The organism is Cecembia sp. (assembly GCF_007126775.1).
In the GTDB taxonomy this organism is placed as follows: Bacteria; Bacteroidota; Bacteroidia; order Cytophagales; family Cyclobacteriaceae; genus Cecembia.
Genome location: NZ_SLAP01000192.1, coordinates 1 through 12,351, shown reverse-complemented (window position 1 = coordinate 12,351; position 12,351 = coordinate 1). Strand labels below are relative to the sequence as shown.

Below are 12,351 nucleotides of genomic sequence, written 5' to 3'. Positions count from 1 at the left end.
TTTTATTAAATTTTATTGTCTTTTTCCAGATCCTTCGAATCAGTAGGTACGGAAATATTCTCTAGGAAGGCTCCATTTTTTTTGATTTTGATGCCAGTAAGACATATGCCCCTATAAGCACCTGTGTCGATATTCCAGGCATTGGATTCCGGAAAAAATTGGGCCTGACCATCTGCTCTTGGTGTATGTCCAATGATCTGAAGTTTATCCAATTTCTTTAATGGTTTTCTGTTCCAAAGCACCCCATCAGGTCCATTGGGGTCCAGTGGGATTACTGCGTCAACCGAAATCCCTGCATGGGAGACAAAAACATCTGTGTTTTCCCAAAATAAAGGAAGGTTTTTAATCCAGTTTAGGTATTGATAAGGATCTGTACCGCATTTTTCAAATTGTTCCAAGGTTGCATTTCCCCCATTGGACAACCAAGTATTGCGTGTGTCCTTTCCCATAAGGTAATTTTGCATTAGTTGCTCGTGGTTACCTTTTAAAAAGACAGTCTGCTTCCCAAAAGCCATTTGTATTTCATGGGAAAGTCTGACTGTCATTGGGGAATAGTTACCCCGGTCCACCAAATCTCCTAATTGGATGAGGTGTTCCGTTTTTGGGTTCCAAGACTCCAATAATTTCAAGTAGGTGTAAAAACAGCCATGTACATCTCCTATGACAAATAGATCCATTTTTCGTAATTAATAGGGCTTACTTCAAAAAAGATGATTTGATCATCAATTTTTTCTTGATAAATCTTAATGAATTTTGTATAATAGTTTGAATATCAGCAATCTTGATAAACAATCTTTTTTTATCAGAGTTTAATCGATATCAAATACAATTATATGTAAAAATTTTAAACCGGCAGATCCATGAAAGCTCCTTTTCCTTTAATTTTGGTAGTAATCCTTGTTCTTTTGGCTTCTTGCGTAGGCCAAAAAGATTACGTGGCAGAATATGATTTTAATTACACAGGAAATTTCAAACGTTATAAGACCTTTGATTTTGTAGGGAGTGAAATACCAAAAGATTCTATTGGGTTTTATCAAACTATTGAGCGAACCATTTCCAATCGTCTGGGCTCTCAAGGGTTCAAACAGGAGAATGAAAAGCCTGACTTATTGATTAACTATATGATATTCAATGACCAGGTGAAATACAGAGGATATGATCAGCCAAACTTCGACTATTGGGTGGAAAGGAGATCTGAATTGATAGATATGGAAAAATTGGCGGAAGCTGAACAAAGAGAAAGGGACGAGACCTACAATAATGTCAGGTACTTAGAAAATAATGGGATGTTGGTTATTTACGTTATTGATAATAAAAGAGGAAATACAATCTGGCAGGGATATGCACCTGCTGTTTTTGACTTTCTTTCGCCTGATATTCAATCCGACCTTACCAGGGCTACTTACAGGGTAATGGATCAGTTCAGGATACTGAGCAGAAGATAAGCTTACATTTGAAAATTCATGCTTTGATCAATCTCATCCAAAAAATGTAAGGCTGCCATCTTCTGTACAGGTTCGAAATTTTGGTAAGCACAGATAATCTTACAGACCTTGTCTTTTCCATTGATGCTTTGCAGTGCCAGTGGATTTCCAAAAAGGTAAAGCTGACAGTTTTTGGATGAGATAATTTCTGTCATTTTATTGATTACCTTAAGATCCAGTCCAAAATTATTGATCGGTTTGGCAGAAGGCACAAATAGGGCAATCAAGAGATTGTCAAATTGATCCAGGTCTTTCCATCCCACATCAGTGGTTGTTTGGATTTCAAAAGAAGGAGTACTTTGGTAATTGTCTATTTCACTGAAAAAAGGATTGAAAAGAGGCGCAAATACAGATACTTTGGCAAATGACCTGCAGTCCAATATATCGGTATCCTTGTTGGTCTCAATTGCATTGATATAGTACTTGGCAAGCTTTTGATTGAAAGTATTGTGGTTTTCCCAATCAAATTCGATGGGTGTTTTTGGAGAAATCGCTCCTATGTTCAGCGTATCCTTTAATTTTTTAATTTTTTGATAAGAGCCTTCAATTCTTTCCTCATCAGTATGCTCAGCGATGAATTCAATGGCTTCTTTTACATTTTCTGAAAAGCAAAGCAGATCATTACCAGCTTCAATTGCTTCCCATTCCAACTGGCCCGGTATTGAATACATGTTGCTGACACTTTTCATATTAAGGGCATCAGTGACCACTATGCCTTTAAAACCCATTTCCTTTTTCAATACATTTTGAATGATTTCTTTGGAAAGCGTGGCAGGAATATTTTTGCCTGAAGAAAGTGCCGGAACTGCAAGATGTCCTACCATAATCATTTCCACCCCATAAGCAATTCCTTCCTTAAAAGGCAATAACTCTTCCTCCATCAGTTCTTTCTTACTTTTATGAATAATGGGGAGCCCCAAATGTGAATCTACATTGGTGTCCCCATGTCCCGGAAAATGTTTGTAACATCCTTGGATACCAGCCTGTTTCATTCCTTCATACATGGCCCATGCAAATTTGCTTACTTTGTTTTTATCCGTTCCAAAGGACCTGTAGCCAATCACCGGATTTTCAGAATTGGTGTTGATATCTGCCACCGGTGCAAAATTAACATGAATGCCACATTTTATCAGGTCCTTTCCCATTCTGTATCCCGTCTCTCTTACCAACTTGATCTGATCCAAGGGCAATGCACCCAAAGTAATGGCATACGGATATTGTGGTGTATCTTCTACCCGCATGGCCAGACCAAATTCCGCATCTATGCTGATCAATAAGGGGGTTTTGGCTAAGCTTTGATAACGCTTGATGCGTTTGGTCAGCTTTTTAAGAGTGTCTTCGTAGTTTAGTTTTTCTTGCCTGTTTTCGAAATTGGCGGCTGCAGAATGACGGCTATGAAAAAAAGTTATCCCACCGATATGCTGTTCCTGTATGAGGATTTCCAAAGCTTCGATATTTTCCGCTGAATCATGAATAAATGCAGCTGGAGAAAACAATTGCCCAATCTTCTCTTTAATGCTCATAAAAATATTGGTCTAAGTAACTGAATAAGGGTTGTTCAAAAATAAAGAAAAAACTTTGAAAACCTGCTAGTTAACGGTTACTTTACTTTGTTGGTTTTGATTTATTTTTTCCATAATCATATGGATACTTGACATACTTTACCATCAATAAACCCGGTACCGCAGCAAAAACAACCCAGAGAAAAAAACCTTCATAGCCTAACCATTCCTGAACGAATCCCGATGCCATACCAGGTATCATCATACCCAAAGCCATAAAACCAGTGGCAATTGCATAATGTGAAGTCTTGGAGGGGCCCTCTGCTACATAGATTAAGTACATCATAAATGCCGCAAAGCCAAAGCCATAACCCAACTGTTCAATAACCACTACCAATCCGGCATAGAAAGTAGATTCAGGTTGGAAATAGGCCAATAAATAATAAAAGAAATTGGGAACATTCAATGATAAAATCATGGGCAGCATCCATTTCCCGAGTCCATCCTTTGATATGACTATTCCACCAATAATGCCTCCAACCGACAATGCAACGATACCAAAAGTGCCATAAATCAGCCCTACATCTCCTGTGCTGAGTGCAAGACCTCCTACTTCACGATCATCCAATAAAAAAGGAGAAGCCATTTTCACAAGCTGGGATTCCCCTAAACGGTATAAAAGGATAAAGGCAAGGGCTAACCAAACCTCTTTTTTCCTGAAAAAAGTAGCGAATACATCCAAAAATCCCAAGGATTTTTCTTTTTCATAGCTGCTTGATTTTTCAATATTAGGTGTTGTCCAATAATTGATAAGAGTCAGTACAAACATAAGCGCTGCCACGAGAACCATAGTGAGTGACCACGCTTTGGTGTTATCTCCAAACTTAACCTCTAAATAACCTGCTAATATGACAAACAAGCCTTGACCTGTAACCATGGCTACTCTGTAAAATGTGCTTCTAAGGCCAATAAAAAATGATTGTTGTTCTTCTTTTAAAGCCAATAAATAAAAACCATCTGAAGCGATATCGTTAGTGGCTGAGGCAAAAGAAGCTACCCAAAAACAGGCGAGACTTAAAACAAAGAACTGGTTGGTTGGTATACTTAGTCCAACACCCAAGAAAGCAAGAGACAGCAGCAATTGCATGCCCAAAAACCATTTTCTTTTTGTACTGTAAATGTCCACCAAGGGACTCCAAAGTGGCTTGACCACCCAAGGCAGGTATAATAGACTGGTGTATAATCCAATATCGGCATTGTCAACACCCAGTTTTTTATACATAATAACCGATACTGTGATGATCAAAACATAAGGAATGCCTTCAGTTAGATAGAGTGGGGGGACCCAATACCAAGGATTATTCTTTATTGGCTTGCTCATTGTTTTTTCTTAATAGGTTTTGGTAAACACTGATTTCTGAGCCTTTAATAGGTGTGGCTCCAACCGTGTTTTTATAAAATTCAGCAGGCCCTACACCGCCAATGATAGCATAGGCATACCCCATTTCCTTCATAGCTTCCAGACTTTTTACTAAGAGTGTTTTACCAATGCCCTTTCCACGCATACTTTCCAAAGTTCCAGTCGGACCAAAGAAATTTTTAGCAGTAGTTTCAAAGCAAGCGAAGCCCAAAATATCATTTCCCTTTTGGGCTATAAAACAATTAACAGGAAGCTGGGAAAATGCGACATCCACTTCATTGCCCCAGTACATGCCAAAATGGGTACTTACCCAATTTATCAGGATTGATTTTTCAGGCGGTATTGGCCGTCGGATAATGATATTCTCTCTTCTGAGTTTCTCCTCCATCTTGGAGATGTCAGGTAAGTCCAACAAGCGAACGAGCATGTCTTTCATTCTGTCCGCGTTAAAAGTTGGCCTTCAATTTTATACACTAAGGGTTTGGTTTCTACACCAAACCTGTCTATGAAGCTCAATGCAATGTATGGTTTGTCTTCATAACTTAGAATTGGTACTACAAACCGATCATTGTCATCCAGGTAAATTTTCTGAAAATTCGTTTCCTCTGACCTTCTTTGTAGGTCACTTAGTGTGGAAGCTGTATAAATCAAAGCATAACGATAATCCGATTTTACTATCTCTCTAAACTGGAATGCATAACCCTCACCATGTAGAATAAGTGCAGGGTCAGCGATGGCAGGAGGATTAATTATATTTCTATGAGGTACGGGAGAGAGAACCGGGAACTCGTAATGGTAATCTTTAATGAGCTGAGCTACATCACGATTTTTTTGGTAAAGAGATTTGGCACTAAAAAAAGTATTCCCTTGAATATTAGGCGTCATATTGGATAAGCTCAGCTGATTGACAATTTCCATTGGGTCACTCCAGGCAGGATCAGCATTGTCCCTGATTTTATAGGCTCCATTGCCAATGTAAATGGTAGTATTGTAATGGTTTCTAGACCACCAGTTTAGCAATTCCCTATGAGATGCAGGTTCATGATCCGTACTCCAGTAAAGTTGGGGAATGAGGTAATCCAACCAGCGATTTTCCATCCATGTCAATACATCTGCATAAAGGTCATCAAAATTGGTTTGCTCGGCACGGGTATTGGAGCCTCGAGGATCTATATTAATGTTTCTCCAAACGCCAAAAGGGGAAATGCCAAATTGCACCCAAGGCTTTTCTCTTTGGATCAATTGGCTGATATCGTAAACCAGACTGTTCACGTTTTCTCTTCTCCAATCGGCCTTAGATTGGCCCATTTTTGCGTGGCGCCTGTAAGCATCTTCATCGTTAAACTCAAGACCTTTGACCTTATACGGATAAAAGTAATCATCAAAATGGATGGCGTCTATATTATAATTCTTGACAACTTCCTCAATGATTTTTAGAAGATGGGCTTTTACTTCCGGAAGTCCTGGGTTATAATAATATTTGGTATCGTATTTAACCATCCATTGCGGATAATTCAAAACATCATGCTCTGGGCTTAGCTGAGCGATATCCAAATCCATGGTTGCCCTGTAAGGGTTGAGCCAGGCATGAAATTCAAATCCTCTTCTTTTCGACTCCAGAATCATCCATGAAAGGGGGTCTTCTAAGGTTTCGGGCCTTCTGCCTTGTTTTCCGGTCAAATATTTTGACCAAGGGGCAAACCTAGATGGATAGAAGGCGTCTCCTGCCGTTCTAATCTGAACAATTACCGCATTAAAATTCAAAGATTGGTAATAATCCAAAAGTTTAATAAAATCTTCTTTTTGCTTTTCGTATGGGTCTTCAGAAGAACTAGGCCAATCTATATTGGCTACTGTTGCAATCCAAACACCCCTAAATTCCCGTTGGCTTTTGGGCATATCCATTTCAATAACCCTATAGTAAAGCGTTTTGGGAAGGTTTGAAAAAATCTTACTGGGGAAACCATCTTCTAAACCATCTGTATATACTGGAGTGGTAGTGGTAGGCACAGTTGATTTACAGGACTCAAGCATTAAAAACAAGAAACATCCTGAAATGATTATCAGGGGAACACTTTTTTTGTAAAAATTGAACTTCATGGTCTATTCAGGTTTGTCTTTAAAATCAATGTCTTTAAGTCTGTTTCTTAATCTTTTCATAAATCGATCCCCAGGATCTTGTTTTTGGGTAATGTAGTCCGGGTCTGTTTCCTTCCAAAGAGGAGATTGTTGAAAAGCATAATACTCATGGTGACCGATTACATAAGTTATTTGATGTTTTTTATGTAGGTACCGGATCAGCTCTTCATTGGCCTTTAGTTGTGCCCTGGTTAAAGGAGCATCCGGTCCGCCTATGTTTTCAATACCAATGGCCATGTAATTCAGCCCAATAGTATGTCGCCCAAAAGCGGTATCTGGTAATAATCTGAAAATTACCCCATCTCTGTCCACCAAAAAGTGGGCAGATACATTCAAACGACTGGCAGTAGTCAGTTCCGGTCTGCCTGCCAATTGGACAGGATTGAATATATCAAAGGTAGCTTCCAAGGTAGGTACAGCAGTCCAATGAACCACTACCATATCTGGTTCAATGGTGGCAGACTCAGTTTCAATTCCGTGCCTTTGTTTGAGGTAATCTACTGATAATTGTATTCTTTCTTCGTCTAATAAAACAGGTTTTTCAAAAATCCTGAAAGTTTGCCCATGATTAACTGAAATACAGCTCCAATTCATGCCAAGGATGAAAAAGAGGAGTATTAGTTTTTTCATAAGTTCATTTAAGAATGTGCAGGATTTCATTGTCCGAAAATAAGTTAATTTCTTCAAAGGTGAATTTGAAAATATAAAATTTTGAATGAAAAAGCCCTGAACCTCATGGAACAGGGCTTTTATTATGAGAAAAAATGAAATTAGCTTACGCTGATGGCCTTCTTGCTTTTATTTTCCACTTTATCATTTTTGGGGATAAGTACTTTTAGAATGCCATTGTCATATTTGGCGTCAATCTTATCCTCAAGAATGTTTTCAGGTAGTGTAAAGGACCGTCGGATGCTGGAATAGGAAAACTCTTTTTTTCGATAATTATCCTTTTCCTCTTCTGCTTTGTGTTCTTTTTCTGCACTGATATTCAAGATACCATCATTGAATTCGACTTTGAAATCTTTTTTGTCGAAACCTGGAGCGGATAGCTCCAACTTAAACTCTTTGTCATTCTCAATGACATTAGCGGAAGGCATTTCTACTCCCTTTCCTGGGGCCCAGAAGTCTTTTTCCCAATCAAAGAAATCTGCGCCAAAGAAATCATGAACCATTTTTGGCCACAATCCGCTGTTTCTTTTTGCAGGTGTGCTCATGGTTTTTTGGTTTAAATTTTATTTAACTGACTTAATTTTGATAGGATAAATTTATAAAATTTCATCCTTGTTAAATATGATAAAGCTCAGGTTTTGAGTTGATTTAGCGCAAAAAATCAGCTAACAAAAAAATTTCTTAAAGTGAATTCGACACACCTTGCTGCCAATTTAGAAGTGATATTGTCCTGATCAAATTTAGGGTTTAATTCGACTACGTCCATGGAGATTAATTTTCCGCTTTGGGCAATCCATTTTAATACTTTAGCGATCAGCTCAGTGGAAAAACCCCATGGAGAGGGGGCACTAACTCCGGGTGCTATTGAAGAGGAAAAACCATCAAGGTCAATGCTCAGGTAAATTTTATTCATGGATTGGCAAAAAGTATCCAACTGCTCCCTTATCTGTGTCCAATTATCCATAGTAAATTCTTCCATTTCCAGCCATTGTACACGAAGTTGATTGGCTTTTTCCAAAAGTTCTGGAGTGTTGGCCGCGCTTTGAATACCTAAACAGAGGTATTCAAAGTTTTTTGGAAAAGAAGTGGCAAGCTCCAAGAAAGGCGAGCCTGAATGTCCCTTTCCATCGACTTTGGGTCGGATGTCAAAATGGGCATCAAGATTGATAATACCTAATTTTTCACCTTTGCCCATGCAGTATTCCATTACAGCCCTTCCATGGGGAAAAGCGAGGTCATGCCCCCCACCCAAAATCAGGGGGAAAGCTTTTTTTGACAACAGTCCTTTGATGGTTTGGTAGAGAAGGTCATGGGAGGCTTCCATGTCATCTCCTTCTGTACCTACGTCACCTAAGTCATAAATCTTCAAAGCTTTTGGTAGGTGGTAAGCCATGGGCCCCATCATTTTCCTTATGGCCATAGGCCCCTTAGATGTTCCGATTCTGCCTTGATTTCTTTTTACCCCTTCTTCCCCTGCATATCCCAAGATGGCAAGCTTTTTTTCTGTACTTTGATCCGAAAATTCAAGTGAGTTGAGGCAAGTAACAGCTTGGTGCCAATATTGAAGGCTATCTGTATTTCTTCCCGACCAAAGTGCTTGAGGCGTGGATTGGTAAATGGACATATGCTTGATGATTACTAGGTAAAAATAAAATATCACATTGGCGTTGGAGGTTCAATCAGATCCCAAAGATTACCGTACAGATCTTCAAAAACAAGGACCTTTCCATAGGCTTCTTCCCTGGGACCATTAATGATTTTGATATGGTGATGAAGCAGGTTTTTATAATCCCTGTCAAAGTTATCCGTGTGCAAAAATAGGAATACCCTACCCCCTGTTTGGTTTCCAATGCTTCTTTTTTGTTCTTCAGAAGCAGCCTTAGCCAATAACAATGCTGCACCTTTTTCCCCTTTTGGTTTCACCACAACCCATCTTTTTGTTTCAGATAATTTGGTATCTTCCACTAAGTCAAATTGAAGTTTTTGGGTGTAAAACTGAATGGCCTCATCATAGTCATTGACTACCAAAGCTATCTGTATCAGGGATTGATGCATTTTTTTCTTAATGGTTAAATAAAATAAAACGCGGGATCCACCCGCGCTTAATTTTAAACTTCAAAACCTGGTCTGTATTCCCTGCCCACAAACTGATTGGCTTCTTCCAGGTTGGTAATGCGCATGTTGTCGCCATCCCAAAGTAGCTTTCTTCTACCGAAGAATTCCATTTGTCCCTGTGGGTTCTCCCTTCTGAGCATATAGCTTCTTATAGCCAGATTACCCATCAAGACAGTTTCTGTCATAGGCCCGGCATAATCAAAAGAAGAGGTAAGTTCTTGGTGCTCCTTGCTTCCAAAACCAGCTTTGCAGGCATCTATCCATTTCCTTTGATGACCATATTCCGGTTCTTCCATTGCTTCTTTCTCCGGTCCAAATTCTGTATATCCATCATTCATATACAATTTAGGCATAAGTGGAGAACTGTCATTGATATTGGTTGAAATGACACCATTTTCCCCGATGATCAGTACACCATTGGCAGAGTTGTTGCCTCCCATATCATGATCTGCAGGTATAGCCTCAGGTCTGGACGGCCTGATTCCTCCATCACTCCATGTCATTTCTATGGGGGATTTGCTTTTTTCGGTAGCTGCAAAATTTATAGTAATGAATGAAGAGGCTGGGCAACCTTCAGGATGGTAATCCGGGGTCCACATTTTGGTGAAAACTGTACCTACACTACATTCCGCCGCTGTGGGGTAATGCATGCCAAGTGTTCTGAATGGAATATCAATCAGATGACAGCCCACATCTCCCAAAGCTCCTGTGCCATAATCCCACCAACCTCTCCAATTGAAGGGGTGAAGATTAGGCGTAAAAGGTATTTCAGCGGCAGGTCCTAGCCAAAGGTCCCAATTCAAAGCATCTGGTTTTTGATTGGGATCGGGTTGTGGGAAAGCAAATCCCTGTGGCCAAACTGGCCTGTTGGTCCATACCTGTACTTTGGATATTTTCCCCAATTTACCACTGTCCACCCATTTTTGGACCATACCCAAAAGCGGATTGGAAGCGCCTTGGTTCCCCATTTGGGTGACTACTTTTTGATCCCGGGCCATTTCTGTGAGCATACGGGCTTCCCGGATATTATGGGTCAGAGGTTTTTGCACATACACATGTTTGCCTCTTTCCATGGCATACTTGGCGGCAGGGCCATGCACATGGTCAGGTGTTGAAATGGTCACGGCATCGATGTCTTTCTCCTTATCCAACATTTCCCTGTAATCGGAATATAATTTTGCATTGGGAAAATTCTCTATGGATTGTTTGGCAGATCCTGAAAAATCCACATCACATAATGCCACCACCCTTTCCCTTCCATTCACTGATGAATTTTTGATATCACTGATTCCTTTGCCTCCTGCTCCAATTGCAGCAAGGTTCAACTGATCAGAGGGGGCAATGAAGCCAACACCTCCAAGTACATGGCGGGGAACAATAAAAATGGAAGAGGCAATAGCTGTATTCTTGATAAATTCCCGTCTACTTTGACCGGGAGTATCGTTTTTGGAAGATTTCATAATAGGTTAGGGTTATTGAAAATTTTTGAAAAACTAAGATATGGTTTTTGTTTATTTTCTTGGAATTATTTGGGTTGAATTTTGCTTAAGACAGGAAAATTTCGTCTAAACAGCTATCTCAAATTTTTAAATTATTTTTTTGGCTTCTTTGCGCCCTTTGGGCATAAATATCTCTATGGATGTGCAACTAATCTTTCCAAACTTAGAAAGTCCTTGTCATTCACTTTTCCATCTTCACTCATGTCTCAAATCTCCAGTCTCACATCTCAAATCTTAAATCTCACTTTTCACTCATCATTCCTAATTCCTAATTCATCATTCATTCTCCTATTTTCAACTGCCTATGACTTCTTGGTGAAGAGGGCTACAATAGCACTGGTAACAACTCCGGCCACAGGAGCAAAAAGGGTACTCTGCATCAGGTAACTGTTGAAATTGAAGAAGGCTTCTGCCTCCTCTTGGCCCATTTTACCTTGACTGACACTATATGTGATCATGTTGTCAAAATATTCCGGACTGATCCAATAGGAAGTGATGTATTGGGTGATTGGAGTGAGCAAGGTGACAAAAAGGGAAATCCAAATCCCAGTTACAAATCCCTGCAGATAGGTCATTTTTCCATGATAGAAATTTTCCCTTTTATCAAACAGTGCCATTGCATAGATCAGAAAGGCCAAAATGGCCACTCCATTGGTGAAGATGGCATGTTTGTCGATATGGGTATCATGCAGACCGGTAAGTTTTTCCATGAGCATCCAGGAGAGCTGCATCAGCACAAAGATCAGTGCCCATTTGATTTCGATTTTTAAGTTTTTCATAGGGGGTAGGGTTTTTTTTCAAGGATATGGCTTTTAAAAATATAGAATCTAATGTAATGTGTGATAACTATGTTTGAAAAAAGTTAACTAAAAACTTGCTATTTATTTATTTATTTATTTTAACAGACTTGCAAGTACTTATTGATAATTATTTTGTACACAATTTAAAAATGTATTGTTATGAAAAAGGAAAAATTGAATTTTATGCTAACAGCAATCTTTGCTGCTCTCTTCGGTGTTTTTGTTGGTACTTCACCATTAACTTGATTTGCAAACCAAAAAACGAGCAATGAATTAATGGATGTGAGTTTTTGTAATCATAGTGTTGATGGTGATTCAGGAATTACTAATTTTTGTAGTGTGAATAGGTGTGCCATCCATTCAGGCCTAGGAAGTGGTGTTGGCCCTTGTGGTACCGCTGACGGAGGAGGTCCTTGGTGGTAAATGCTGAAATTAGTTAATAAGAAGACCTAATTAAATTCTGTAATCGATTATTTATTGTGGCCACCAGCGGGCTGCTATTTTAGTGGCCCGTTGAATTAAAATAAGGATTTATGAAAAATTTTAAGTTTAAAGTAAATTGGTTTTTAATGTGTTTTATTTTTGGATTGGCCAGTAATTTAATGGGCCAGTCGATAATAACAAAAGTCAGTAAAAGGAACTTTCCTGTAGTTAAAAAAATCAAAGGAGAGGAAATTTTGATTGATGATTATAATCATCATCACCATATTTTTGTAGTTGGAG

The 12,351-nt window shown here is 39.1% G+C and carries 13 protein-coding genes; 2 read left to right on the top strand and 11 right to left on the bottom strand.

Annotation, left to right across the window (positions count from 1 at the left end; genetic code table 11):
• Positions 1-5 precede the first annotated feature (5 nt).
• On the bottom strand, positions 6-677 hold the full coding sequence (locus tag QZT73_RS12840; RefSeq protein ID WP_291778866.1) for a metallophosphoesterase family protein: 672 nt from the start codon (positions 675-677) through the stop codon (positions 6-8).
• 183 nt (positions 678-860) lie between these two features.
• On the opposite strand from QZT73_RS12840, the gene QZT73_RS12835 reads away from it, so the two are divergent.
• Positions 861-1,445 carry a DUF4136 domain-containing protein gene (locus QZT73_RS12835; protein WP_291778869.1) on the top strand — a complete coding sequence of 195 codons (585 nt, stop codon included), beginning with the start codon at positions 861-863 and terminating at the stop codon, positions 1,443-1,445.
• A gap of 2 nt (positions 1,446-1,447) precedes the next feature.
• Here the strand turns inward: QZT73_RS12835 and QZT73_RS12830 are convergent, their stop codons facing one another.
• The 10 genes from QZT73_RS12830 to QZT73_RS12785 all read right to left on the bottom strand — a co-directional run bounded on the left by QZT73_RS12830 (position 1,448) and on the right by QZT73_RS12785 (position 11,607).
• The gene (locus QZT73_RS12830) at positions 1,448-3,007 is read right to left on the bottom strand and encodes a glycoside hydrolase family 3 protein (RefSeq protein ID WP_291788524.1); all 1,560 of its coding nucleotides are present in this window, start codon (positions 3,005-3,007) and stop codon (positions 1,448-1,450) included.
• 82 nt (positions 3,008-3,089) lie between these two features.
• Positions 3,090-4,367, bottom strand: coding sequence for an MFS transporter (locus QZT73_RS12825; protein WP_291788522.1), 1,278 nt, complete (start codon positions 4,365-4,367; stop codon positions 3,090-3,092).
• Entirely contained in the window at positions 4,345-4,842 is a 498-nt protein-coding gene (locus QZT73_RS12820; protein ID WP_291778877.1) for a GNAT family N-acetyltransferase, read from the bottom strand. The genes QZT73_RS12825 and QZT73_RS12820 overlap by 23 nt, the downstream gene beginning before the upstream one ends.
• The gene (locus QZT73_RS12815; RefSeq protein ID WP_291778880.1) at positions 4,839-6,506 is read right to left on the bottom strand and encodes a family 10 glycosylhydrolase; all 1,668 of its coding nucleotides are present in this window, start codon (positions 6,504-6,506) and stop codon (positions 4,839-4,841) included. Before QZT73_RS12815 ends, QZT73_RS12820 begins: the two co-directional genes overlap by 4 nt.
• 3 nt (positions 6,507-6,509) lie before the next feature.
• Positions 6,510-7,175 carry a peptidoglycan recognition family protein gene (locus tag QZT73_RS12810; RefSeq protein WP_291778883.1) on the bottom strand — a complete coding sequence of 222 codons (666 nt, stop codon included), beginning with the start codon at positions 7,173-7,175 and terminating at the stop codon, positions 6,510-6,512.
• Between the two features lie 140 nt (positions 7,176-7,315).
• Positions 7,316-7,759 (bottom strand): Hsp20/alpha crystallin family protein, encoded by a 444-nt coding sequence (locus QZT73_RS12805; protein ID WP_291782446.1) that lies wholly within the window; start codon positions 7,757-7,759, stop codon positions 7,316-7,318.
• 116 nt (positions 7,760-7,875) lie between these two features.
• Positions 7,876-8,838, bottom strand: coding sequence for a formimidoylglutamase (gene hutG / locus QZT73_RS12800; protein WP_291788518.1), 963 nt, complete (start codon positions 8,836-8,838; stop codon positions 7,876-7,878).
• A gap of 32 nt (positions 8,839-8,870) precedes the next feature.
• A complete protein-coding gene (locus tag QZT73_RS12795; protein WP_291788515.1) occupies positions 8,871-9,269 on the bottom strand; it encodes a VOC family protein in 399 nt (132 codons plus the stop codon).
• A 53-nt stretch (positions 9,270-9,322) separates the two neighbouring features.
• On the bottom strand, positions 9,323-10,789 hold the full coding sequence (locus QZT73_RS12790) for a Gfo/Idh/MocA family oxidoreductase (RefSeq protein ID WP_291782437.1): 1,467 nt from the start codon (positions 10,787-10,789) through the stop codon (positions 9,323-9,325).
• Positions 10,790-11,130: 341 nt separating this feature from the next.
• Positions 11,131-11,607, bottom strand: a complete 477-nt coding sequence (locus QZT73_RS12785; RefSeq protein WP_291782434.1) for a DUF4199 domain-containing protein — start codon at positions 11,605-11,607, stop codon at positions 11,131-11,133.
• 554 nt (positions 11,608-12,161) lie between these two features.
• Here QZT73_RS12785 and QZT73_RS12780 point away from each other — a divergent pair.
• A partial coding sequence (locus tag QZT73_RS12780) for a hypothetical protein (RefSeq protein ID WP_291788513.1) occupies positions 12,162-12,351 on the top strand: 190 nt, incomplete at its 3' end.